Origin of the sequence: Streptomyces sp. NBC_01750, assembly GCF_035918095.1 — a bacterium.
Taxonomy (GTDB): Bacteria; Actinomycetota; Actinomycetes; order Streptomycetales; family Streptomycetaceae; genus Streptomyces.
On record NZ_CP109137.1, the window covers coordinates 4,689,955 to 4,713,728 of the forward strand.

Annotated in this window: 18 protein-coding genes and 1 pseudogene; 5 read left to right on the plus strand and 14 right to left on the minus strand. The window is 68.3% G+C overall.

Annotation, left to right across the window (positions count from 1 at the left end):
- Nucleotides 1–217 precede the first annotated feature (217 nt).
- The gene (locus tag OG966_RS21135; protein WP_326655307.1) at nucleotides 218–2,170 is read left to right on the plus strand and encodes a sensor histidine kinase; all 1,953 of its coding nucleotides are present in this window, start codon (nucleotides 218–220) and stop codon (nucleotides 2,168–2,170) included.
- Between the two features lie 56 nt (nucleotides 2,171–2,226).
- On the opposite strand, the gene OG966_RS21140 is transcribed toward OG966_RS21135, so the two are convergent.
- The 5 genes from OG966_RS21140 to OG966_RS21160 form a co-directional block, all read right to left on the minus strand.
- Nucleotides 2,227–2,523: an antibiotic biosynthesis monooxygenase gene (locus OG966_RS21140; protein ID WP_326651305.1), complete on the minus strand. Its 297-nt coding sequence runs from the start codon at nucleotides 2,521–2,523 to the stop codon at nucleotides 2,227–2,229.
- A 90-nt stretch (nucleotides 2,524–2,613) separates the two neighbouring features.
- A complete protein-coding gene (locus tag OG966_RS21145; RefSeq protein WP_326651306.1) occupies nucleotides 2,614–3,399 on the minus strand; it encodes a DUF72 domain-containing protein in 786 nt (261 codons plus the stop codon).
- Nucleotides 3,400–3,507: 108 nt separating this feature from the next.
- A complete protein-coding gene (locus tag OG966_RS21150; RefSeq protein WP_326651308.1) occupies nucleotides 3,508–4,332 on the minus strand; it encodes a glutaminyl-peptide cyclotransferase in 825 nt (274 codons plus the stop codon).
- A gap of 54 nt (nucleotides 4,333–4,386) precedes the next feature.
- On the minus strand, nucleotides 4,387–5,991 hold the full coding sequence (locus OG966_RS21155; RefSeq protein WP_326651310.1) for a polysaccharide biosynthesis tyrosine autokinase: 1,605 nt from the start codon (nucleotides 5,989–5,991) through the stop codon (nucleotides 4,387–4,389).
- Nucleotides 5,992–6,104: 113 nt separating this feature from the next.
- Nucleotides 6,105–7,373 carry a nucleotide sugar dehydrogenase gene (locus tag OG966_RS21160; protein WP_326651311.1) on the minus strand — a complete coding sequence of 423 codons (1,269 nt, stop codon included), beginning with the start codon at nucleotides 7,371–7,373 and terminating at the stop codon, nucleotides 6,105–6,107.
- A gap of 257 nt (nucleotides 7,374–7,630) precedes the next feature.
- Here OG966_RS21160 and OG966_RS21165 point away from each other — a divergent pair, with 257 nt between their 5' ends.
- On the plus strand, nucleotides 7,631–8,701 hold the full coding sequence (locus OG966_RS21165) for an NAD-dependent epimerase/dehydratase family protein (RefSeq protein WP_326651312.1): 1,071 nt from the start codon (nucleotides 7,631–7,633) through the stop codon (nucleotides 8,699–8,701).
- Nucleotides 8,689–9,723 carry an MraY family glycosyltransferase gene (locus tag OG966_RS21170; protein WP_326651313.1) on the plus strand — a complete coding sequence of 345 codons (1,035 nt, stop codon included), beginning with the start codon at nucleotides 8,689–8,691 and terminating at the stop codon, nucleotides 9,721–9,723. The genes OG966_RS21165 and OG966_RS21170 overlap by 13 nt, the downstream gene beginning before the upstream one ends.
- 43 nt (nucleotides 9,724–9,766) lie before the next feature.
- Here the strand turns inward: OG966_RS21170 and OG966_RS21175 are convergent, their stop codons facing one another.
- Together OG966_RS21175 and OG966_RS21180 are read right to left on the minus strand one after the other, a co-directional pair.
- Nucleotides 9,767–10,744, minus strand: a complete 978-nt coding sequence (locus OG966_RS21175; protein WP_326651314.1) for an NAD-dependent epimerase/dehydratase family protein — start codon at nucleotides 10,742–10,744, stop codon at nucleotides 9,767–9,769.
- On the minus strand, nucleotides 10,741–11,982 hold the full coding sequence (locus tag OG966_RS21180) for a glycosyltransferase (RefSeq protein WP_326651315.1): 1,242 nt from the start codon (nucleotides 11,980–11,982) through the stop codon (nucleotides 10,741–10,743). Before OG966_RS21180 ends, OG966_RS21175 begins: the two co-directional genes overlap by 4 nt.
- A 242-nt stretch (nucleotides 11,983–12,224) precedes the next feature.
- Here OG966_RS21180 and OG966_RS21185 point away from each other — a divergent pair, with 242 nt between their 5' ends.
- Nucleotides 12,225–13,112, plus strand: a complete 888-nt coding sequence (locus OG966_RS21185; RefSeq protein WP_326651316.1) for a class I SAM-dependent methyltransferase — start codon at nucleotides 12,225–12,227, stop codon at nucleotides 13,110–13,112.
- 90 nt (nucleotides 13,113–13,202) lie between these two features.
- Here the strand turns inward: OG966_RS21185 and OG966_RS21190 are convergent, their stop codons facing one another.
- From OG966_RS21190 to asnB, 3 genes are all read right to left on the minus strand, one after another.
- Nucleotides 13,203–14,402, minus strand: coding sequence for a glycosyltransferase (locus OG966_RS21190; protein WP_326651317.1), 1,200 nt, complete (start codon nucleotides 14,400–14,402; stop codon nucleotides 13,203–13,205).
- 143 nt (nucleotides 14,403–14,545) lie between these two features.
- On the minus strand, nucleotides 14,546–15,862 hold the full coding sequence (locus OG966_RS21195) for a lipopolysaccharide biosynthesis protein (RefSeq protein ID WP_326651318.1): 1,317 nt from the start codon (nucleotides 15,860–15,862) through the stop codon (nucleotides 14,546–14,548).
- Nucleotides 15,855–17,774 carry an asparagine synthase (glutamine-hydrolyzing) gene (gene asnB / locus OG966_RS21200; RefSeq protein ID WP_326651320.1) on the minus strand — a complete coding sequence of 640 codons (1,920 nt, stop codon included), beginning with the start codon at nucleotides 17,772–17,774 and terminating at the stop codon, nucleotides 15,855–15,857. The genes OG966_RS21195 and asnB overlap by 8 nt, the downstream gene beginning before the upstream one ends.
- Before the next feature lie 519 nt (nucleotides 17,775–18,293).
- Here asnB and OG966_RS21205 point away from each other — a divergent pair.
- Complete coding sequence (locus tag OG966_RS21205) at nucleotides 18,294–19,685, plus strand: O-antigen ligase family protein (RefSeq protein WP_326651321.1); 1,392 nt, start codon at nucleotides 18,294–18,296, stop codon at nucleotides 19,683–19,685.
- 38 nt (nucleotides 19,686–19,723) lie between these two features.
- Here OG966_RS21205 and OG966_RS21210 read toward each other — a convergent pair.
- From OG966_RS21210 to OG966_RS21225, 4 genes and pseudogenes are all read right to left on the minus strand, one after another.
- A pseudogene (locus tag OG966_RS21210) lies at nucleotides 19,724–19,842 on the minus strand (IS630 family transposase); the annotation flags it as partial.
- A gap of 23 nt (nucleotides 19,843–19,865) precedes the next feature.
- Nucleotides 19,866–20,465: an arsenate reductase/protein-tyrosine-phosphatase family protein gene (locus tag OG966_RS21215; RefSeq protein WP_326651322.1), complete on the minus strand. Its 600-nt coding sequence runs from the start codon at nucleotides 20,463–20,465 to the stop codon at nucleotides 19,866–19,868.
- Between the two features lie 180 nt (nucleotides 20,466–20,645).
- Entirely contained in the window at nucleotides 20,646–22,505 is a 1,860-nt protein-coding gene (locus OG966_RS21220; RefSeq protein ID WP_326651323.1) for a DUF4012 domain-containing protein, read from the minus strand.
- A 10-nt stretch (nucleotides 22,506–22,515) separates the two neighbouring features.
- Nucleotides 22,516–23,499 (minus strand): hypothetical protein, encoded by a 984-nt coding sequence (locus tag OG966_RS21225; RefSeq protein ID WP_326651324.1) that lies wholly within the window; start codon nucleotides 23,497–23,499, stop codon nucleotides 22,516–22,518.
- Between the last annotated feature and the right edge of the window lie 275 nt (nucleotides 23,500–23,774).

The following is a 23,774-nucleotide window of genomic DNA, read 5'->3' on the forward strand; positions in this document are numbered from 1 at the left end:
ACCCCGCCTTTCCGCTCCCCGCACCACGCCGGCGCCCACCCCATCGTGTACCAGCAACGGCAGGGTCCGCGCCCGTCCCGAGAGGCCGGACGTTGCGTTACGGGAAGGTGACGTACGGTGCATGCCGCTGTCCGGCTGCCTGTGAACCCGTGGCAACCAGTCCCTTACCGTCGGGAAACCGCGCCGGGCACGCCGGTTCGTAGCGTCGTCCGATGTGATGCGCACCCAACGACGCCTGCTGTCGCAACTGCCCGCTCTGCCCGGCTGGGGAACGATCCGCGGCCGTGTAGCCATCGTGCTCGCCGTTCCCACCTGTCTGCTGCTGGTCGTGACCGGCCTCGGCGTCGCCGACCGGGCCGCCGACTGGTCCGCGGCGCGGGAGACCGCAGGCCGGGTCGAGCTCCTCCTCAAGGCCCAGGAACTGGTGCGCGAGCTGCAGCGTGAACGCGGCCTCACCAATGGCCTGCTGGGCGGCGCCAAGGAGTACCGCGACGACGTCGGGGTCCAGCGCGCAAGCACCGAAACCGCCCGTGCCGGATTCGAGACCCTGCTCGGGGCGGGCAGCGCGGGAGCCGACACCGCCGACGCCTTACGTGAGGCGCTCGCCCGGGTCTCGGCCCTGGACACCGTGCGCCGCCGGGTCGACGACGGCACGGTGCAGCGCGCCCCGACCCTGGCCGCGTACACCGGGGCGATCGACAAACTGATCGACGCCGCAGCCGCGGAACCGGCTCGAGGTGACCGAGCCCTCGCCGAGGCGATGGGCGCCTGGCAGGCCCTCGTCCGAGCCACCGAGGCGGTCGCCCTCGAGCGCGGCTCCCTCAACGGAGTGTTCGCGGAAGGGCGTTTCAAGGGCAGCGAGTTCCTCGACTTCACCGAGGTACGGGCGGCCCGGCTGGCCTTCCTGACCCAGTACGCCGAACTCGCCACACCCGCCCAGCAGTCCGCGCTCGACGCCGCCTTCGCCACCACGGACGCCCGGCGCGCCATCGGCTACGAGAAGCGGGCCGAGGACGGAGCCGATGGCGGCCGGCTCGCCGTGGACCCCGGCCGCTGGTGGTCGTCGATGACCGCGCTCGTCGACCAGCTTCACGGCGTTCAGCGGCAGATCGGCGCCGAGGTACGGCGCCGCGCGGACCGGATTGGGGAGGACGCCACCGGCCAGCTGGGCGGTTTCATCGGCCTCGGTGTGCTGATCCTCGCGGTCGCCGCCGCACTCGCCGTGCTCTCCGCCCGCTCGATCACCCGGCCGCTCGTCGCACTCGCCGATGAGGCCGACTCGGTCGCCCGTACCGGGCTGCCCGCCGCGGTCGCCCGGATCCAGGAGGCCGAGGCGGGCGACGAACTCGTCTCCGGGCCGTCCCGCCGGGTGCCCGACAGCGCCCGCGAGATCACCCGGCTCGCCACCGCCCTGCACAACGTCGAGCACACCGCGATAGGTCTTGCGACCGAGCAGACCGTGCTGCGCCGCAACAGCGCCGAGTCGCTTGCCTCGCTCGGCCGCCGCAATCAGGCACTGCTCTCCCGCCAGCTCGGCCTGATCACCACGCTGGAGAGTCAGGAGATCGATCCGGACGCACTCGGCGAGCTCTTCGAACTCGACCACCTGGCCACCCGCATGCGCCGTAATGCCGAGTCGCTGCTTGTACTCGCGGGGGAGGAGCTGCCGCCGCGTACCTGGTCCGGACTGGTCTCGGCGGCCGAGGTGGTGCAGTCGGCGATCTCCGAGGTCGAGCAGTACCAGCGCGTGGTCGTGGTCGACGTACAGCACGGCCGCGTCCGTGGCCGGGCCGTCGCCGAGCTCTCCCATCTGCTGGCCGAACTCATCGAGAACGCCCTGCTCTTCTCACCGCCCACGCTCCCCGTCGAGATCTACGGCTGGCGCGACGGCGGCGAGTACTGCCTCGCAGTCGTCGACCGGGGCTCCGGCATGACCGCCGAGGACCTGGTCCGCTCCAACGCCCGGCTCGCCGGGCGGGAGTCCTTCCTGGTCGCCCCCACCCGCTTCCTCGGCCACTACGTCGTCGGGACCCTCGCGGCCCGGCTCGGCGCGCAGGTCGAACTGCGTCCCACCCAGGGGCAGGACGGTGCCTGTGGAGTCACGGCGTACCTTGCCCTGCCGACCACTCTCGTCGACGTGCAGGAGACGCAGCCGGCGGCGGCCGGCTGAGCCCGGTGGGAGAGCGGGAGGCAGACAGACGTCGCGGCGGCAGAGCGCCGGTGGTCTCAGGCGGAGCCGACGCCGAGTTCGCGGCCGCGGTAGAAGCCTTCCCGCTCCTCTACGACGTAAGGCGCCATGGCCTCACGCCGCCGCGACTCCGCATCGGAGGCCCGCCAGGCGTCGCACGCTGCTCCGGTGTCCCAGAACGACACCCCGGTGATCTCCTGGCCGTCCTCGGACCAGTACGCGTAGGCGCGGCGCAGGCCTTGCGGGGAAGGGGCCGGGCGCCAGGCCCTCTCGAACTCCTCCAACGCGCCCGGCTTGATGCGGCGCGTCGTCACCCAGACGAAATGCTCCTCCATCGCAGCCTCCTCTGGAACGCCGGTTCGACTCGACGGTGCTCTCATCGTAGGTCCGTGGCACCGCTCGCGCCCGCTCGGGCTGTGGCCCGCTCAGGACGTGGAACCCGGCGCCGGGGCCACCGGCGTACGGCTCACCGTCCGGCCCGAAGCGGTCGCCGCCCGGGCGAACTTGGCGGCGTCCACGACGGCCGCACCGCCCAGGTCGTTGTTGAAGTACACATACACATCGTCCTCGTCCGGCCAGGCGTCGCAGATGCGCCGGGCCCAGGACTTCAGCGCTTGGCGGCCGTAACGCGGCGCCGGCTCGGCGATGCCGCCGTGAAACCGCACGTACCCCCAGGAGGCTGTACGCCACAGCGGCGTCATCGGGCGGGACCCCCGATCCGCCCAGCACAGTGCGCTGCCATGCCGCTCCAGAACCGCCCGGAGCTCCCTTTCCGCCTCCCACCACGAGGTGTGGCGGAATTCGACGGCCACCCGGACCGTGCCGGGAAAGCAGCTCAGGCAGGCGTCCAGGGCCCCGATGTCCGCCGCGAAGTTGGGCGGCAGCTGCAGCAGTACGGGCCCCAGCCGGTCGCCCAGGCCCTCGGTCCGCTCCATCAGCCGGCGCACCGGCTCCTCGGGGTCGCGCAGCCGCTTCAGATGCGTCAGATAGCGACTGGCCTTGACCGCCATGACGAAGCCCTCCGGGGTCCGCTCCCGCCAGGAGGCGAAGACCTCCGTACTGGGAAGCCGGTAGAAGGCGTTGTTGTTCTCCACGGTGGCGAAGTGCCGGGCGTACTCCTGAAGCCACAGCCGCTGCGGTTGCCCCGGCGGATAGAGAACGCCGCGCCAGTCCTTGTACTGCCATCCCGAGGTTCCCACGAGCATGGGCATGATCAGATCCCTGTCCATGTGGCCGAGAAATATCGCGACACACGTGCCTCTCCCGGCCTCAGACAGTCCGATGCCGTCCCGCCCGGGCCTCGGGCGGATCGTGCCGAGTCACTTGGGAACGAAGGCGACCCGGAACATCTTGGGCCACCACTTGCCGGTGAGCAGGAACTGGCCGGTCCCGGGAACGGCCGCAATACCGTTGAGGACGTCCGCGCGTCGTTTCTCGGCCGCGCTCAGCAGGGCCGGAGCGTCGATGTCCGCAGTCACCGTGCCGGTGTCGGCGTCGATACGCACAATCCGGTCGGCGGCCCAGACGTTGGCGTACACGGTGTCGCCCACACACTCCAGCTCATTCAGCAGCTTCACGGGCCGCCCACGGTCGGAGACCGTAACCTCCCCTGTCTTCGCCAGCGTTCTGGGGTCCCGGAAAACGAGCCGGGAGGAGCCGTTGCTCGTCACCAGCCGGTCGCGCTGCCGCTGGTGGCACACTCCCCAGCCTTCGTCCCCGTAAGGGACCCGGCGCAACTCGGCCAGCGTCCTCGCGTCCCGTTCGACCGCGATGCCGTTCTGCCAGGTGAGCTGCCACAGAGTGGGCCCCATGACGGTGATTCCCTCGCCGAACAGCGGCGCGGGCAGATCGGCGCGGACCGCGGGAGACCTGCCGGGCGGCCCTGCCCGGACCGATGACTGTCCGGACACTCCCGTGCTCTCGTACAGCTTGCCGCCGGCCATCTCCAGGCCCTGGGTGAAGGCCTTCGGGTCATGGGGCAGGACCTCGACGACCTCGACCCTCAGCTGCTCGACCGCTGCCGCGGCCCGCCCCTGCGTGGCCGGGCCGCGGTCCCCGGCTCCGGCGTCTGTCCCGCACGAGTGGAGGAGCGTCCCACTGACCAGGGCCGCTGCCGCGACGGGTACCACCAGCGAGAGACGCATGAGGTCACACCGGCACAGTGGCCGACAAGAGCGCCTTCGTCCCGCCCGACCGGTTCACAGACGCTCGCTCCCCAGGCGGAGTTGTCCCGGCGCCGGCTCGCCGCCGCCCGGGGGCGAGGTGCTGACCGCATGGGACAACCCGTCCACGAACACCGGCCGGGCCGCCTGGCTGTACGGTCGCGGCCTGGCCGGAATATGCGCCCCGTGCCCCCTGGCAGCCGGCCGTCGGCTGGGAAGAACCGCGGCCAGGCGCGACGACACGAGCTCGGCGAGCCGGGCTGTCGCTTTCTGCTTCGGCCGGTACTTGTACGAGTAGCCGTATGCGTCGGCCTCTCCTCGTGCCGGAGCGCCATTCATGACCGCCCCCAGCACAGGGACATTGACGCGTTCGAGGATGCGCAGGGCGTCGACGACCTGGCTCCGGCTCGTCCGGCCGGCGCGCGCCACGAGCAGGTAGCCGTCAATGGCGGGTGCCATCGCCGCGGTGTCGGCAAAGGGGAGCACCGGAGGGGTGTCCACCACGACATGGTCGAACTGCTCGGCAAGGGTGCGCAGCAGGGAGGCGAAGTGGCTGCTTCCGAGCAGCTGGGTCGGGTTGGGAGGGATCGTCCCACTGGTGAGCACGGAGAAGGACCCGGCCGACTGCAGTACCTGATGCACTTCGGCCTGGCCCACCAGAGCTGTGGTGAGCCCCGCGTCCCTGACCAGGCCAAGGGCTGGAGCGATCGAAGGCCGGCGCAGGTCGCAGTCGATCAGGCATACCCTTGCCCCTTCTTCGGCCAGCGTGGCAGCCAGGTTGACCGACACGCTGCTCTTGCCCTCACGGGGCAGCGGGCTGGTGACGGCGATCACCTTCGGCCGCTGGAGCACCTCCGCGAACTGCAGATTGACGCGAAGCTTCCGGAATCCCTCCGCGCGAGGACCGTGTTTGTCGTCGCGCAGGGAGATCGGCGCCCGTACCGCTCGCGGGTCCTGCACGATGCTGGAGAGCACGGGAGGCCCCCCAGCCGCTGCGAGGCACTCGGCGAGGGCTTTGGGATCGCGCATCGAGGTGTCCACTGTCTCCAGTGCGACACCCAGCCCCAGCCCGAGAACCAGGCCCAGCGCCAGACCGAGCGCGACATTGAGAGCGGTGTTCGGGGACGAGGGCGCGGACGGCACGGTGGCGGGCTGGGTGACGGTGAGTCGCACCGGGGACGGGGACTTGCTTTTCTCCGGACGCTCCAGCGCCCTGATCACCTGCGCGAAGCGAGCAGCGACCGCGTTGCTCATCCGGGCAGCTCGTAGCGCCTGGGTGTCGGTGACGGTCAGACGGACCAGCACCGTGTTGAGGGGCGCCTCGGCCGTGATCCGTTCAGCCAGCTGGGTCGGCGTCATATCGAGCCGCAGGGATTTCACGACCGGTCCGGTCACCTTCGGGCTGCCCGCCACGTCGGTGTAGGACTGGACTCTCGCCTGAGTGAACGCGTTCCCCTGATTGAGCTGGTTTGTATCGGTATCTGCCTGGAGGGAAGCGAACAGCGTGGTCGTCGCCCGGTACTCAGGAGTGGCGACGGCACTTGTCAGAATGCCTGTCCCCGTCCCCAGCAGAGCCACAACGGCGATGACACGCCAACGGCGGGAAAGGACTCGTAGGTAGTCGCGCAAATCCAAGGCCATCCCCGATCGGAGCGAGTGAGTGAACAGTTACGCTAGGACCACGCTGAGGGAATTGCGGCACATGGCATGCACGCCCGCCTTTTCTTACCCCCAACGGAGTGCAGTGGCACCCTTCAGAGGCGCTCAACGGTCTCCGAACGGCAGCGATTGCAGGCGTCGAACACGTAGTCGGCCGTGCGTTCCACCATTGCGTAATCGAAGACGTCATGGTCGGTGGCGATGACCACGGCATCGGCTGCCGCGACTTGTTCCTCCGTGAGTTCGACGCACAGGATGTCCTGGGGCAGCCGAAGTGAGTCCACATGCGGTTCCACCGCGAGGACATGCGCGCCCAGTTGCCGGAGTCCGAGAGCGACGGCCACGGAAGGGGACTCCCGGATGTCACCGGTATTCCGCTTGTAGGCGAGCCCGAGGACCAGGACCTGGCTGCCATTGACCGGCTTGCGGCGGGCGTTGAGCCCTCTGGCAACGCGCAGCACCACATGGTCGGGCATATGGCTGTTGATGTCGTTGGCCAGTGTCACGAAGCGGAAGTCGTGCCGAAGCGTCTGCTTGACCTGCCACGACAGATAGGAGGGATCAATGGGCAGGCAGTGTCCTCCGACGCCGGGCCCGGGCAGAAAGCGCATGAAGCCGAAGGGCTTGGTCGCCGCCGCGTCGATTACTTCCCAGATGTCGATGCCGAGTGGTTTGCAGAACATCGCGAGCTCGTTGACGAGGGCGATGTTGACATGGCGGAACGTGTTCTCCAGGAGCTTGGTCAGTTCGGCCGTGCGTGGCGAGCTCACCGGGACAGTACGTTCCACGATGTCGGCGTAGAACTGCTCGACATGCCGCAGGGAGACGTCGTTCATGCCGGAGATCACTTTGGGGGTGTTCTCCAGCCGCCAGGTCGGATTTCCCGGGTCAATTCGTTCCGGACTGTATCCGAGGAAGAAGTCCTCGCCCGCCCGGAGCCCGCTGCCCGCCTCCAGGATCGGGGATACCACGTGCTCGGTCGTGCATGGATACGTGGTGGACTCGAGGATCACCGTGGCGTTCGGCCTCAGGTGCTGGGCGACTGCCTGTGCGGCGTTCTCCACGAAACTCAGGTCGGGGACGCCGTCCTTCAGGGGAGTGGGCACCGTGATGACGCAGACATCGAAGTCCACTGCATCGGCGTAATCGGTGCTCAGGGAATAGCGGCCCGAGTTCAGGGCTGCCAGTAGGCGAAGGGACGTCACGTCCTCGGCGAACGACTCGCCGGCGGCGAGTCGCTTGACGCGCATCTCGTCCACATCGAGACCCACGACATTGTGCCCGGCTTCCGCCACACGAATGGCGAGTGGAAGGCCGACGTACCCCTGGCCGACCACCACTACCTTCTTTGTTGCCACCGACACGGTGAGACTCCTCTCTGCTTGCCAAGCAGAATGTTTCGGAGGAATATGCCTGACACTCGCTCGACGCGGCTTCCCGTCCATCTCTTGAGTGACACTCGTCAGGCGAATGGAGTCATGTCGGCCGTCAAGGGGGCACGAATGGGCTAATTCGGGATTCCATTCATTCTATTTGCGTTATCCCCGGTTATCGTGGCCATGCGTCGCCGGTGCACATGCCTCCGGCAATGCCCCACCCGCAAACATGGAGTGACGGCGTGATGGAACATCCGAAGTACCTGGTCACCGGAGGAGCCGGCTTCATCGGCTCCCATCTCGTCGATGCACTGCTGGCACGTGGTGAGCCGGTCGTCGTACTCGATGACCTCAGCACAGGACGCCTGGAGAACCTTGCGCGTGCGCGCGGGCAGGACAACTTCCAATTCGTCCAGGGCTCCGTACTGGATGCGTCACTCGTCGACGATTTGGTGCGGGACTGTGATTGTGTAGTGCACCTGGCAGCGGCCGTAGGTGTGAAACTCATCGTCGAACAGCCGCTGAATTCCTTCACCATCAACACCAAAGGCACCGAGACGGTCATCGGTTCCGCTCACCGCTATGACCGGAGAGTAATCCTTGCCAGTACCTCGGAGATCTACGGCAAGAACTCCTCCGGACCACTGAGCGAGACCTCCGACCGCATCCTGGGCAGTCCCTCTATTCCACGGTGGTCCTACAGCACCGCCAAGGCGGTGGACGAGATCCTCGCCGAGCTGTACCGCCGGGAGTACGGACTGCGTTCCACCATCGTGCGGTTCTTCAACACCGTCGGTCCTCGGCAGAGCCCCGCCTACGGCATGGTCATCCCGAGATTCGCCCGTCAGGCAGTCCGCGGAGAACCCCTCACCGTCTACGGCACCGGGCAGCAGAGCCGCTGCTTCCTCCATGTCGCGGATGTGGTCGAGGCGCTCCTGTCGCTGATCGACCTGCCGGATTCCGTGGGTGAGACCTTCAACATCGGTAGCGACGAGGAGACCAGCATCCTGGATCTGGCGGAGCGGATCATCGCCCGCGCCAAGAGCACTTCGTCCGTGCGGCGTCTCTCGTACAGCGAGGCCTACGGACCGGAGTTCGAGGACATGGAGCGTCGCGTCCCCGACACCACGAAGCTGCGGGCCTTCACCCGCTGGCAGCCGCAACGCAACCTCGACGACGTGCTCGCGGACGCCGTCGAGGATGCCCGAAGTGAGGTGAAGCGACAGGTGCTCGGGCTTGTCGCCGACGGTCAGTCCAGGGGGGACACGGGCAATTCCACCGGTCAGGCCGTGTTGGCGGGTCCATGTCCGGTCTGAGCCCGTGGCTGGTGTCGGCAATCGCGGGGCTGGGAGCTCTCTTCATCGCTGCCCTGCTGACCGAGCCACTGCGGCGCCTGGCCATGCGACGCGGATACACCGACCAGCCGGACGCACGCAGAGTCCATGTCCGGCCCACGCCTTATCTCGGCGGCATCGCGGTTGCGTTCGCCACCGTGGGCTCCGCGGGTGCGGCGACACTCGCCGCGAATGAGCATGACGCCACGGTTGGCGTCGTGCTCACCTGCGCCGCGCTCATCGCCGTTCTGGGCCTCACCGACGACCTGCGTCAGCTCAGCATCCGTTCTCGTGTCTGTGTCGAGGCGGCGGCAGCCCTGGTGGTGGTGGTGTGGTGCGGCCATCCGGTGCTCTTCGGTACATGGCTCGACGTGGTGATCTCGGTCGCCTGGATCCTCTTCACCACCAACGCGTTCAACCTGCTGGACAACATGGACGGGGTGGTGTCCACGGTGACCGTGGTCACCGCGGGATTCCTCTGCTGCGCCGCTCTCTCCGGCGGTCTGGTGGGCACCGCCTCGGTCATGGCCGCCCTGGCAGGGGCCTGCGCAGGATTCCTCTTCCACAACTGGCATCCGGCGCGGATCTTTCTCGGTGACGCCGGCTCGCTTTTCGTGGGTTTTCTGGTGTCGTCCGCCACAGTGACCCTGCACAGGGACAACGCCGCTCTTTCCGGGTACACCAGTCTGTTCCTCATCACCTTGGTCGTCACCGCGGACACCGGCCTGGTCATGGTCGCGCGGCGCAGGGAGGGCAGGCCCGTGCTGCAGGGCGGCAGGGATCACATCGCCCACCGGCTCCGGCGCCTCGGGCTGACTGTTCGTCAAGTTGCCGTTGTCATCGGGAGTTTCGCGGCCATGACGTGCCTGACAGCAGTACTCGTCATGTTCAAGGTCCTCCCGCAGAACACCGTGCTGTTCACGGTTGTCACGGTGACCCTCGTGGCCTGGGGCCTGCTTCTGAGAGTCCCTGTTTACGCGGTAAGAGGGGAAGGGCAGAGCTGAGGGGAGCCACGGCGACGCGCCGTGGCTCCCCTCAACTCTGTCGTCAGCCCACTTCCACCGTGAGCGACTTGGCCGGTGGCAGCGCCGCGTACTCGGGCAGGGTACGGAACCAGCGCACGGTCTCGGCCAGTCCGCGGGGCAGCGGCACTTGGTCGACATCGGGGAAGAGCCCGCGCAGCAGACCATCGGCCGCCTGGGAATGGCGGACGTCTCCCACCCTCGCAGCCTCGTGCCGGATGTCGGCCGGCGACCCGACGATTTCCGCGAGCTGCTGGGCGAGATCGATGAGGGGCACCCGCGTACCGAAGGCCAGGTTCACAGGATCGGGGTACGCGACCTTGCGCAGGACCGCGTCGGCCAGCACCCGGACGACGGTTCCGACATAGGTGAAGTCTCGCGTCTGCAGTCCGTCGCCGAAGACCCTCATGGGCGTGCCGCGCAGCAAGGCGTCGATGAAAGCCGGGATCACGGCGGCATAGGCATGGCCGGCCGACTGCAGCGGCCCGTAGACGTTGAAGAACCGGAACGCCAGGGCCCGGAGGTCGAACGAGGCGCCGTAGGCGAGGACATAGGCCTCGGTGGCGAGCTTGCTCGCGGCGTAGGGGCTCATCGGCCGGGTAGGCAGCGCCTCGTGTTTCGGAAGCACGGGAACGGCACCGTAGACCGAGGAGGACGAGGCGGCGACCACCGGGATGCGTGCGCGTCGGCAGGCCTCGAGGACGTACACCGTCCCGGTCGCGTTGACGTGATGACTGGCGACCGGGTCCGCCAGGGAGCGCGGCACGGACGGGCGGGCCGCGAGGTGGACGACGGCGTCCATGCCGGCAACGACGCTCTCGAGGATGTCAGGATCGAGAATGCTGCCCTCGATCAGTTTCGCGTCGACTCCCGCCAGGTTGGCTGCGGAACCTGTGCTCAGGTCGTCCAGAGCGATGACCTTGCCCGCATCCGGACGCGACGCGAGCTCTCGGCAAAGGTTGGCGCCGATGAAGCCTGCGCCTCCGGTAACTAGGACGTTCAACAGTGCTCACCTTTCGAACGGGGTGCGGGCCACCAGCCGCGGGCGACGGCGATGGAGGTGTAGAGAGCCTGCGTGTCGGCCACCAGACGTTCCTCGCCGAAGCGCTGGGTGGTGAACATCCGCGCCTGTGTTCCCATCTCGCGGCGCAGTTCACCGTCGCGCAGAAGGGTCACGGTGTGGCGGGCGAGTTCGCCGGACGACAGTCCTGCCAGGAGCCCCGTCGTTCCGTCCTGTACGACCTCCGCGACGCTGCCGACGTTCGTGGCCACCGCCGGCAGTCCAGCCAGGCCGGCCTCGATCAGACTGACCGGCATGCCTTCGTTGTCCGAGGTCAGCAACACCAGGTCGGCCGCCGCGTACACAGTCTCCACGTCTGCGCGCCAGCCCAGCAGATGGAGCGAGTCGCCGAGGTCGGTGATTACTTCCGGATCCGGCTGGAAGTCGCCCGATCCACACACGACGAAATGCACCCCGGGCACTGCATGGCGCACTTCGCGGGCCACGGCGAGAAAGCGGTCGGGCCGCTTGATTCCGGTAATTCGCCCCACATAGGCGACCACGGGACAGCCCTGTGGGAGTCCGAGCAGTCGCCGGGCTTCCGCGGGCTCCGGTGCGCTCGCAAGCCTGGTTCCGGGCGGCACGACCGTGAATTGGTTCGCCTTTCCGATGCCGGCGGCGACGAGGTCGTCCCGCACCCGGCTGCCCACGGCAACCAACTTGTCGGAGAGGGCTGCCAGTCTGCGCTCGGCCTGCACGACGACGCGAGTCTTCGCCGGGGAGAAATAGCCGTGCAGGAGATGGCCGTGAAAGGTGTGCACTCTTGAGGGGACACGCGCCAGCACGGCGGCCGCCCGCCCCAGTGCGCCGGCTTTCGCCGTGTGCGTGTGGACGATATGGGGCCGGAACCGGCGCATGGCTGCCGCCAGTTCGAGCAGGCAGCGCACATCATCCGTGGGCCGCACAGCCCTTCCCAGGCCGTCGAGACGCTGGACCGGCAGGTCGGGTGCCCGCTGATCCAGATAGTCCGCCTCACCCGCACCCACAAGTCCGGCAATCAGACGATGGTCGAATCGCTCGCTGTCCAGACCTCGCATGAGGGCCGAGACCTGGACGGCCGGACCACCGATATTCATTCGCGTGATGACTCTCATCACGCGCAGGCGTGGGATGCCGAAACCCGTGCTTTGGTACGTAGCGGTCGACATGTGCCAGATATTAAGCCGAACACACTCCGGCATCCGGCAAGGGCGCGAAGTATGTGCCCGCTGCTTTGGGCAACCAGCCCGGAAATATTGCGAGCGGTCGCGCAATGGCCACCGTCAGCCCGGTATTGGGTCGATTCTCGTATCCCTCGCCGTAGCGTCGAAGCTGTTCTCGGCCGGGTTCTGATATACCGCGTCAGTACGTATGTTTTCTGCCGGGTTGAGCACGGGGTGCCGGCTTCTGCAGTGAATGCTCCCAGGAGGAAGGAGACCATGAGGTGATCGACTGCTCCAGCGAGGTAGAGCAGGGCAAGCGTTTCGCCTTCGGCCGCAACTGGCAGGAGTTCAGCCAGCTGGTCGACGAGGACCGTATCGCCGGCGCCCGGGAGTCCATCGTGGCGGCCTTGGGGACCAGCGATCTCGCAGGCCGCTCGTTCCTGGACATCGGCTGCGGCAGCGGGCTGTTCTCGCTGGCCGCACTCCAACTCGGCGCGAGGGTGCACTCCTTCGACTACGATCCCGACGCGGTGGCGACCACCGGGCGGCTGCGCGACCGTTACGCGCTCGACAGTGACTGGCGGGTGGAACAGGGTTCGGTGCTGGACTCCTCCCTGATTTCCCGCCTCGGACAGTTCGACATCGTCTACTCCTGGGGAGTGCTGCACCACACGGGTGCTCTCTGGGATGCCCTGGACGCCGCCTGCCGACTGGTTGCCCCCGGTGGGCTGCTGTATGTGTCGATCTACAACGACCAGGGTCTGCGCAGCCGCGCGTGGACACATGTCAAGCGCACGTACAACGCCTCCGGCCCGGCGACGCGGCGCTTGCTGGTGGCCGGCAGCCGGATGTATCTGACGGCACCTGGACGCGCGGTCGCCCTGCTGAAGCTGGCCAGGTCGGGACGGCGTCCCGCCGGCGGCCAGGCCCGGCGCGCTCGCGGCATGTCCGCCCGATACGACCTCATCGACTGGGTCGGGGGCTATCCCTTCGAAGTCGCCGCTCCGGAAGAGGTGTTCCGTGTGGGCCGGCGCCATGGGATGGAACTGCGTCATCTCAAGACCTGCGGAGGGGGCCTGGGCTGCAACGAGTACGTCTTCGCCTCGTGTGCCGACCTGGACCCGGCGCAGACGTCGTCGGCGGTCCGCAGTGCGACGGCGGTGGCCTGACCGTACGTCCGGACCGCCGGCCTTCGCGGAAGGCCTGCGGCCGTCCGTCCCGGCACCGCCGTTGGTGCCGGGACGGCTGTTCCCCCGCCCTCACCTCGCGGATCTGCGCTCCAGCAGTTTGCGGTACAGGCTGATGTGCCGCTCCACCATGGTGTCCGCGCTCAAGTGCTCAAGGGCCCACTGCCGGGCAGCGTTCCCGAGTCGTGTGGCGGCAGCGCCGTCGGTGAGCATCCAGTGCAGACCCTGCGCCAGGGCTTCGGTGTCTGCGGGGGGCACCAGCACACCTCGGTCCCGCAGCAACTCCGGTGTTCCGCCGACGGCGGTGGCAACTACGGGTCGGCCGACCGCCATGGCCTCCATGACCGCGTTGCTCAGGCCCTCCTCCAGAGAGGGCAGCACGACGACGTCCGCCCGGGCGAGGAAGGCGGGCACATCCGTGCGATGGCTCAGAAAACGCACGTCGATGCCCAGCCGGTCGGCCTGCTGTTGCAGAGGGATCCGCTCGGGTCCTTCACCGATCAGCACGAGGGTGCAGAGCTGCCCCCGCTGCCGCAGCCGGCCTACGGCATCGAGCAGATACTGGTGGCCCTTGTACTTGCGCAGGTTGGCCACGCACAGCACGACCGGCAGGTCCGATGTCAGGTCAGCCGGGGCGACCGTCCGAAAATCCCGCGCTTCCATCCCGTTGTGAATGACGCCGATCCGGTCCTGTGACAGGCCCTCCTGCCGCCGGGCGTCCTCGGCCACGGCGTGTGCATTGGCCACGACGAAGTCGGTCATCCCGGTGGCGACCCGCTCCACGGCCAGCATTCCACGGCGTCCCTCCTTGAACGTGCCCAGACTGCGCCGCCCCGCCACGCACACCGGGACCCGTGCGATGCGAGCTGCGGGAGCCGCCGCGATGTAGCAGTGGAACAAGTAGGCGTGCAGGACCTGCGGCCGCGTGCGTCGCAGGTGTGCCACGAGCCTGGCGTACGCCTTCACGTCCGCCACGGTCCCTTCCACGGCACCCCGGAGATCGACCCATGGCCGGGCGATTCCGCGGCATCCCAGGCCGATCACATTCACCCCGGAACCGGACAGCTCTGCCATCCGCGGGCCACGTTCGGACAGCAGCAGCAGTGAGGTCTCGATGCCTCGGTCAGCCAGACCCCGTGCCAGCATCACGATCTGTTTTTCCGCACCACCCAGCCCCAATTGCCCGATCATCAGACAGACTCGGGAAAGCTTGGTATCGGCGGCGGTATCGCCGGCGTCCGGTACGGCTCTGGCGTCGCGGCATCCAGTCACTGATATCAGCTCCATCCAGCCGGCGGTTCAGGCACGACACGAGCGTGCCTTCTTTCTTGTCCAGGCTCTCAGCACTATTTGCGTCGCTATCAACCGCGACGCGCGTCGGACGGGTGATGGCACGGCAACCAGGCCGAGGGCGGCTATCCGGGCGGCACGGAGGCCGCAGCCTGCTTGCCGGGCACGCACCGACGCACGGCGGCGAGGAGCACGAGCAGATCCGCGGCCGCGGGGAGCAGACTTCTGGCGCGGATGCCCGTCACCCCGGTGAACAGCCGCGTCTGAAGAGCACCCAACAGTACGTATGCCAGCGAGGAGGCCACGGCACAGCCGGCCGCCCCCCACACGGGAATCAGCATCAGGTTCAGTGCGATGTTGACCGACAGGGCGATCACGGACGGGACGACAACCAGCTTCGCGCGGCGCAACCGCAGCAAGTAGGTGCTCGGCAGACGACTCGCCCCCAGAGCCATGACGCCGGGAGCCAGCAGCATCACGAGCGGCACCGCATCCGTGTACGCCGCGCCGTACACGGCGAGAACCAGCACCGGCGCGGCCAGCGTCAGCACCAGCGCCGCGGCCAGCCCCAGCAGGACCGCGTACCGGGTGATCCGCACCGTGATGTCGGCCGACTCGGTGTCGCTGGAGTTGAACTGGCGTTTCAGCATCACCTGGGACACGACATCCGCCAGCATGCGGCTGTACCCGGCGAGGCCGACCGCCAGCGAATAGATGCCCACCTCGCGTGCGCCCGCGAAGGCGCCGAGCAAGTAGATGTCCGCGTTCATCAGAAGGAACACCGAGGCAGGTCCCAGGTGATACCGGGCACCGGTGGCCACCGTCGTACGCGCCAGTTCCACATCCCGGCGGCGGCCCGCGATCGCGCCCGCCGCGCTGAACACCACCAGCGGGACACTCCCGGCGGCGATCCAGACGGCCAGCGCCGCCACGACGCTGAACCGCTCAACGGCCACCAGGGCGACCACAGCGGCGCATTGGACGACCGCGGCGGTCAGCATCGACCAGTTCGCCACCTGCACGCGCCCCCGCAGCAGCGCCACGTTGCCCGCGTAGTTCGACGCGATGCCGAGCGGAACGCTCAGGCAGGCCACGATGACCAGGTAGAGCCCCGGCAGGTGCAGGGTTTCGGGGCCGATCACGGCCACCACGGTCACCCCCGCAAGCCCGCTGAGCGTCCCGAGCGCGAGCCCGAGCGGCACGCAGTTACCGGCGAGCGCATCCCGCCGCCCGGCATCCGTCCACAGCGCGCTCTGCGCCTGCTCGCCCGACAGGTGCCCCAGCATGGTGGCTGTGGTGGCCACGGTGACCGCCATGTAGTAGATCCCGCGGCCCTCCGGCTGCAGCGACCGGGCGATGACAGCACTGGTGAGCACGGACATCACCAGGCACGCGGCCCGGCTGCCCAGTATGCCGAGCACCTGCCGCGCGGTGTCAGCCACAGTGCCCCTGGGCGGGTTGGGAAACAGCGCACGCGGTGTCCCAGGACTGTTCGGCGCACGTACGTTGCCACAGCTCGAACTGGAGCAGGGACCACAGCAGATTGGAACGGTCGCGTCCCTCGGAATGGTCCTGCAGCAGTCCTCGGACGACATCGGGCCGGAACAGTCCGCGGGCGCGAGCGGTGTGGTCGGTCAGCAGATCGTAGGCCAGCGGCCGCAGTTCGCAGCGAAGCCAGTCCGCCAGCGGCACCCCGAAGCCGGCTTTGGGCCGGTGGAGGAGCTCGGACGGCAGCCACGGCACCATGGCCTTCTTCAGCAGCGCCTTGGTCACCTGGCCGTCGACCTTCCACCCGCCCGGCAGGCCCGCGGCCCACTCCATCAGATGATGGTCCAGGAACGGGGAACGGGCCTCCAGCGAGTGAGCCATGGTGGTGATGTCCACCTTCACGAGCAGGTCCCCCGGCAAGTACGTGTTGACGTCGACGTCCATCAACCGGTTGACGTCCTCGTCGGCAGCGGAAGTGTCGAACGCGTGCCTGATCAGGTCGTTGCTGTCGATGCCGGCGACCTGCTCGTGCTGCGCCTCGGTGTACAGAGCGTTCTTGCCCTCGCCGGAGAAGTGGGACATGAGGCTGGCGTAGCGGTGCTGAGGTGTCTCACCCAGCAGCCGGATCCCTCGGCCGACCCTGCGCAGCCGGGGGGTGGTATCCGCCTGCGCCAGGGCGGAACCGATACGGTCCAGCAGGCCGCGCAGCCGTTTCGGGGGCTGCATCCGCCCCACTCTTTTCATGAACGCGTAGCGCCGGTAGCCCCCGAAGCATTCGTCCCCTCCGTCGCCGTTGAGCACGACCGTCACGTGCCGACGGCTCAGCTCGGCCACGAAGAAGGAGGGAATGGCGGATGAGTCCGCGAACGGCTCGTCGAAATGCCGGGCCACGGTGGGCAGTACTTCCAGGGCGGACGACCCGACGACCACGAACTCGTGGTGGTCGGTTCCGTAGCGCCGGGCCACGGACGCCGCGTAGGACCGCTCGTCGTACCGCTGATCGTCGAATCCGATGCAGAAGGTCTTCACGGGCCGGTCACTGAGCCGGGCCATCGCGGCCACGACCGCGGAGGAGTCGATGCCGCCGGACAGGAATGCCCCCAGCGGACGCTCACTGACCATGCGGACCCGTGTGGCATCCAGCAGCAACTGCCGTGCTCGCTCGGCCGCCTCCCGCTCGCTGCCCACCGGTCGCGGAGTGAAGTCCAGCTTCCAGTAGCGCCGCAGGCGGGCCTCGCCGTCCTGCCACACCAGCAGGTGACCCGGTGGCAGCTTGCGGATGCCGCGGTAGATCGACCACGGAGCCGGCACGTACTGGTAGGTCAGATAGTGATGCAGGGCCACCGGATCCAGCTCCCGGGACACCGACGGATCGGCCACCAGAGCTTTCAGCTCCGAGGCGAACGCCAGTGAGGCCCCGGCCTGCCGGTAGTACAGAGGCTTCTTGCCCACCCGGTCCCGTGCGAGGAGCAGCCGTCGTCGTGCCGCGTCCCAGATGGCGAAGGCGAACATGCCGCGCAGGTGCTCGACCAGGTCCTCGCCGTGGTCCTCGTAGAGGTGGACCAGCACTTCGGTGTCGCTGCCGGTGGTGAAGCGGTGTCCGCGCGCGATCAACCGGTCACGCAGCTCAACGAAGTTGTAGATCTCGCCGTTGAAGACCGCCGCGACGGTGCCTTCCTCGTTGTAGACCGGCTGGTCGCCGCCGGCCACATCGATGATGGCGAGCCGGCGCATTCCCAGCGCGGCGTGGGCGTCGACGTGGTAACCCTCTCCGTCGGGTCCCCGATGGGCGATGAGGCGGCACATCTCCCTTACGTGGCCGGGGTCGGGAGGGCTGGTGGACACGATTCCGGCTACACCGCACATAAACGCTCCCAACGTGATGCACCGTCAGATGACTGGTCGGTCGACATCGCCGGCCCCTGCTTGCCGGTGCACCGCTTCCCGGGCTGACCGCCAAAGCCTGATACATACCACACAGATGTGGACATTTCGCCGGTCCTGCCGGCGTGACGACCATTCTTTCTTTTTCGGTAGATATCACTGGTTCTGTGATCCGGTGATCTCTTCCGTTCGGCACCGTCAGCGTCGCGGTCAGGCCCGACCGGCGCGTTATGGTCGCCGAGCCCTGACTGGGGTCTGCACGTGGGCGGCCACCTGGGTCGCCGGTGGGGCCCGCAGCCACCGGCATCGGTGCTTGAAATCCGCCAACAACCCGCGCCACAGCGGCCCGACCATCTCCCCTCCGTCGGGATGCTGATTGGTTCCACAAGCAGTGCGCCTCATCGGGTCGTTCGGATCAGCGCGCCCGGCCAGGTCAGGCTTCCTCAAGTTGTTTCTCCGGTAATGATGGGCTACTTGATTCGCGGAGTTCTCCGTGACTCCATGAAAGAAGTGAGTGATGGTCAATCTGGTGGGCGGGCAATGAGACCTCTCGCTGCCACCGTCATCGGCTGGGGATGCCTTGTGGCCGCGGTTCCAGTCGCGACGTACATGCTGCTGAATCACGGCACGGCGATCGCCGCCGCCGGTGTTGTGGTGTGCCTCGCCCTGTTGGCCGTGCCGCGCCCCGACCTGGCGTTGCTTCTACTGCTTGGGATCGTCCCAGTAGCCGCCGTCGTCGATTCAGGTGGTGTGGCACTGCCGCTGGTTGCTGCGGGAGTCGGTCTCGTCCTCTTCCGTGTCACGCTGAGAGGCTTCCGTCTGCGCGTCCATCTTGCTCTGATTGCGGTCACCGCCTTCGCGGTCACCTGGAGTTTCCTGCTGCCTCAGGTGACGCTGCTGATGGATCGGTCGTGGAGCGAGATGGCTTCCCTGCTGGTGGGCCTTGGCTTGCTTGCAGCGTCCGCAGTTGCGCCTCCGGACCCTCGGTCCGTCGGGCGTCTCGTCGCCGGCTCGGGCGCCGGTGTCGCCGGGTATCTCCTCGTCGGGGGAGAGTACGTCGACGACCGTCTGACGGGCCTGGGCCTGAACCCCAACTATCTGGGCGCCATGCTGGCACTCGCACTGGTCGCGGCAGTCGGTCTGGCGCGGCTCAATCGCTCCTGGGTGTGGCTGCTGCCCGCGCTGCCGTGCGCTGCCGCGATCCTGGAGACCCGATCGCGGGGCGCCTTTCTGATGGTCGCGGCAGGGCTGGCCTGCGTTCTGCTCGTCGGCCGTCCGCTGCGGCACAAGGTAGTCATCGCGCTGACGATCCTTGCCGTGGCTACGGCTCTCCCGGGCACGCTCGACGCGGTGGAAGGCAACTTGACGGGACATCGGACATCAACCGAACTGTCCACGAACAGCGACGTGCGGAAGCAGGTTGCCCTGTTGGCGGCGCGGGTGGCGCTCGACCACCCGGTCCGCGGCATCGGGTACGGGGTGTTCCCTGGGTACGCCCAGTCCCCGTCTGCCCTCGGCATCTACATCAACACCCACAACGACTACCTGCGCCTGGCGGCTGAGGCCGGATTGGGCACGCTCGCGCTCTTCGTGGCTTTGCTGTGGCTCGGCCTCGGCCGACGGTGCACTGCAGACCAAGCGATTCTCCGATCGCTCGGAGTGGCCTACTCGGTGGGGTTGCTGTTCGCCAACACCCTGAGCACCCTGCTCGTGACTGCTCCTTTCTGGGTTTCCCTGGGCTGCCTCCTCGCGCATTCCACTCGTAGCCGGCCGACGTCTTCGTTCGTCACCTCCCCCGCATTGGGGGAAGCTCAATGCCGGACTGTGAGGCCGAGATCAGTCAGGGCCGGCGTGTCGCCTTCGGCTGGAACTGGCAACGATGGGGACAGCTGATCAACGAGGAATGCATATCCACCGCCAGGAGCCGCTGAGTCGGCTCTGAGGTTGTGGATCACGTCCAGGACTCGGTCCCGCTTGTGAGAGTGACCTCGGCGATCTCCGCCGCGGCCATGCCTTGCGCGGACAGCAGCACCGTCTGCGCCCGCCGCCATCAAATGAGTCGGGCCGTACGCCTCAGTGCACCCGCATCGCGGCGGCGATCCGTTTCACCGACTCTTCGATACGCGTCACGCACTCCCGAGCCTCCGCGGGACTCGCACCGAGGGGATCGGACACGTCGTCATCAGCCCCGGCCGCCCCGACCGCACCGCGTCGAGTCGCGGCACCTTCCACGAGCGCGGCGAACCGGGCGGCCGGGTCCACCAGACCCGCCGCGTCCTCGGCCCTCACCAGCCGGGCGAACTCGCGCAGGGTGAAGGCTCGGGACAGTGCCCGCACCGGGGAGAGCCGTACGGCTGCCTCGCGATGCTCCGTCGCGGCGCCGAGCACCAGATCCGCGCTCTCGACCAGCCTGGCCGTCAATCGGCGAGTGACCATCCCGGACGGGTCCACGCCGCGTCCGACGACCAGCGACGCAGCCGTGGCTGCCACCGGTGTACCCGGGACGGCCTCCGTGCCTGCGCTGCTCACATGAATGCTCTCCGGTGGTGTGGCCAGCCGCTGTCTCAGAAGGCACTCGGCGATGGGTGACCGATAGAGGTTGCCGGTACACACCGTGAGTACCCGAAATCGGGCCAGGCGCGAGGCGGCGGAGAAGGAGCCGGAATCGGGCATGACGCCAGTATCACCTCAGAACACCCGCTTGACGGCCGGAACGCGGCGAGGGCATCTGCGCGCCGGCCGTAACCGTCGCGGTGATCGTCACCGCTGTGTGCGGCGGGGCCCCTGCGGTCACGCCCACGGACGTGGTGTACGGCTGAGGCCGTGAGGGATGTTGACCGGCGGGATCCCCGCTCAGTCTCCCCGGCAGCCCGAGGACGGGCGCACCGTGGCCCGCAGCGGGCGCGGCAGTCGTTGGTGCAGCACGGTGGGCGCCCGGTCGGCGGGGGGCTCCAGCAGGTGCAGCACCACCGTGCGGCTGCTGCCCGCGGGTAGCTCGACGTCGAACGTGTACACCGGATGTCCGCGCTCGACGCCCGGCGACATACGAGCCGTCTGCCCGTCAATGGTCGCCCTGTTCAGACTCGCCCCGGCGGTCGCGTAGTAGGAGACCAGCAGGCGATTGTCACCCGCACGCGTCGCGTAGGCGGGCTTGTCCATGCGGGTGGTGACGTATGTGGGAAGTCCGGAGGGCGGTGCGTGGTTGGCGAGGACCGCTTTGACGGTGACCTCGCGGCCCGCGGCGGTACAGCGGCCGGGATACCACTCCAGAGTGCGGTCGAGGTAGTAGTCCAGCTTCGTGCCGGCGCCGTTGTTGACCACCAGCCCGGCGTAGGGCTCCGGACTCTGCGGCAAGGAGCCGCCGACCGGACGGGATTCGAGCTCCCGCTGTTCATTCGGGTGGGCGCTCCAGACGGTCATCTGCCCGTTGCCCAGCACGTCGTAGAGGCCGAGGAGCAGCGCGGGCCGCAGCTGGGGATCGTCGGCGGCGGTCAGCAGGCGCCCGGCGGCGGCGCGGGCCACGTCCAGCAGGAAGGCCTTGCGTTTGAGCGGGTCCGCGTACGACATGTAGTTGGTGCGCTCACTGATATCCACCACGTTGTCCGCGGAGACGACTGTGCCGTCGGTCGTGCGTGCCTGCCCGGAAGCTGCGAGCAGCCGGGCCAGCGCGCCCGGATCCAGTGCGAGTACGCCATCGACATGCTCGCCGCTCTTGTCGAGCCAGGCGGCCGACCAGATGCGCGCGGCGTAGGGGAAGTGCGGGCTCAGATTGGAGTTGGGCCACGTGTTCACCGCGTCGTTGTGTCCGTACATGGTGGTGAACTCGGCACCGAGGTCCACCTTGGGGCGAGCGCTCACCATCGCGCCGTCGTGTCCGAACTCCGTCAGCGTGAGCTTGCCCCTGTCGGCGGTCATCGTGGCGTAGGCACCGGGCATTCCACCGGTGCCACGCGCCTCCGCGGGGTTCTGGAACACCACGAAGTAACGCCGCGGACCGTCCGCACCCAGCATCAGCGGCAGGAGTCGGGCGCCGGTGGCGGCGTCCTCCACGGCGGGCCCAATCCGGTCCAGCCGGCTGAGGAGTTGGTCTCGGACCCGGTCCACGGCGGGCAGCCAGGTGCGGCTGGGCAAGCCGCGGGTCTCCGTACGAGCCGTGGCCATCTGCCGTGAGGCCTGTTCGAGAGCCGGGGCGGCTTTGCTCAGTTCGGCGAGGTTCAGGTGGCCGCCACCGGCGCCCGCGATGTTGGCGAGGTTGCCGGCGGCGCTTACAAGGGCAGGCAGTACCTGGCCGGTCAGCCGGTCGACGGCCTTGGCCGTGCCCCGGACGGTCTCGAGAGGGCCTCCGGCGAGGGGCACATGCGCGGCCACGGACCATGCGGGTCCGCCGGTGAGCCGGTGCGCCCGAGCAGCGTGCGCCGCAGCGGATCGAGCCGCTGCGTCGGTGCGTGCCCTGCGGTCCGTGGCGCCCCTCGCCGCCGAGGCCGGCGAGGGGGGAGCCGTCACGGTGTTCCGCAGTGTCTCCAGGTCGATCCGGGCCGCGAGCAGCTCGCTACGGGCGTACAGGCCCGTGACGAGCACCCAGCACGAACCGGCGAGGAGGAAACCTGCCGCCACCCACATCACCGGCCTGGTGCGACGGTGGCTCCGTCGCACCAGGCCGGTGAAGCGGGACAGAACGGAGCTGTCCGAGAGTTTGTGGATGATCCACGGCATCGTTGGTCTCTCAGCCGCGCTCAGCGTCAGTACGCCGACGCCTGGCGATCACCAGCGACCCTCCACCGAGAAGCACCAGGCCACCCGCCGCGCTGAGCAGCGCCACCGTTGCATCCCTGGAACCGGTGTCCGCGAGGCCCGAGGACTCGTTGTCGTGACCGGAGGAACCGTTGCCATAACCCGAGTCGGAGGAGTGTCCGTTCTCGCCCCCGTGCCCGGGTCGTCCGTTCCCGTCGCCGTTCCCGTGGCCGTCACCGTCGCCGTGGCCGTCACCGTCACCGTCGCCGTGGCCGTCACCGTTGCCGTTGCCGTTGCCGTTGCCGTTGCCGTCACCGTCACCGTGGCCGTCGCCGTTTCCGTCGCCGGGTCGGCCTCCGTTTCCGTCGCCGGGTCGTCCGGGATCGTCGCTGGGCGGTTGGGTCCCGTTACCGTCACCGGGGTCACAGGAAACGGTCACCTGAGCGGACAGCGTAAGTCCGGATGTCTGGCCGACGAGTTGGTACTGGTAGCTGCCCGCTCGGACGCCTGCGGGGATGGTGATCCGTCCCGTCACAGTCCCGTTGGCGTCGGCGGTGAAGGTGCCGAGCACCACGATGCCCCCGCTTCCCTCACCTTCGCAGTCTCCCCCGTCATGGTGGCCCTTGGGTGTGGCAGTCGTGGTCGAGGTCGCGGACGCTGACGCGGACGCTGACGCGGACCCAGTGGGCTTTGGATACTTGGGCATTGCCCTCAGCGCGGTGGTAGCCGCGGCCCCACCGGCGGCGGCAGCACCGGCGTTGGGGACGAGGCGGGCGACAACCTGCTCGCCCGGCTGGAAGCCGGTCCCCGTGTGGTTGATCGCATCACCGGAGGACACGGTGTTGTCGTCGATAACAAGACCGGGAGCTGGTGGGTACTGCGCGAACGCCGGTTCGGCGGCCACCAGCGGAGCAGCGGCAATCAGGCATGCGGTGGCGACGGCCATGGCGACACGCCGTCCAGAACGTCTGGGCATCGGTTCGGGCTCCTTCGGAAGGCGCTTGATGAGTGATCGTTCGTTGTTGTCGGGACGGGAGATTCGAGCGATCGGTGCCGGAGAGGCCGTGGGGGGTGTTTCAGGCCGTGGCTCCGTGGCCGGCTATACGGCCACAGCGTGAGGTGCGGCGGCCCGACGACCGCGCCGTACTCGCCGCGATCTTGTTGGTGGCGGCCGCCTCTGAAAGTGCCTGGCGGCAACTCCCGCCGGTCTTCGGCGCTTTATGGCGGCCCCGGTGCGAAATCGAATCGGTC

Bases quoted from the DNA above. Each gene is read 5' to 3' on its own strand.
- OG966_RS21225 (WP_326651324.1), bottom strand. From the start codon at position 23,499: ATGCCCAGACGTTCTGGACGGCGTGTCGCCATGGCCGTCGCCACCGCA.
- OG966_RS21145 (WP_326651306.1), bottom strand. From the start codon at position 3,399: ATGCCCATGCTCGTGGGAACCTCGGGATGGCAGTACAAGGACTGGCGC.
- OG966_RS21215 (WP_326651322.1), bottom strand. From the start codon at position 20,465: ATGCCCGATTCCGGCTCCTTCTCCGCCGCCTCGCGCCTGGCCCGATTT.
- OG966_RS21135 (WP_326655307.1), top strand. From the start codon at position 218: ATGCGCACCCAACGACGCCTGCTGTCGCAACTGCCCGCTCTGCCCGGC.
- OG966_RS21220 (WP_326651323.1), bottom strand. From the start codon at position 22,505: ATGCCGTGGATCATCCACAAACTCTCGGACAGCTCCGTTCTGTCCCGC.
- asnB (WP_326651320.1), bottom strand. From the start codon at position 17,774: ATGTGCGGTGTAGCCGGAATCGTGTCCACCAGCCCTCCCGACCCCGGC.
- OG966_RS21170 (WP_326651313.1), top strand. From the start codon at position 8,689: ATGTCCGGTCTGAGCCCGTGGCTGGTGTCGGCAATCGCGGGGCTGGGA.
- OG966_RS21150 (WP_326651308.1), bottom strand. From the start codon at position 4,332: ATGCGTCTCTCGCTGGTGGTACCCGTCGCGGCAGCGGCCCTGGTCAGT.
- OG966_RS21165 (WP_326651312.1), top strand. From the start codon at position 7,631: ATGGAACATCCGAAGTACCTGGTCACCGGAGGAGCCGGCTTCATCGGC.
- OG966_RS21205 (WP_326651321.1), top strand. From the start codon at position 18,294: ATGAAAGAAGTGAGTGATGGTCAATCTGGTGGGCGGGCAATGAGACCT.
- OG966_RS21155 (WP_326651310.1), bottom strand. From the start codon at position 5,991: ATGGCCTTGGATTTGCGCGACTACCTACGAGTCCTTTCCCGCCGTTGG.
- OG966_RS21180 (WP_326651315.1), bottom strand. From the start codon at position 11,982: ATGCCGGAGTGTGTTCGGCTTAATATCTGGCACATGTCGACCGCTACG.
- OG966_RS21140 (WP_326651305.1), bottom strand. From the start codon at position 2,523: ATGGAGGAGCATTTCGTCTGGGTGACGACGCGCCGCATCAAGCCGGGC.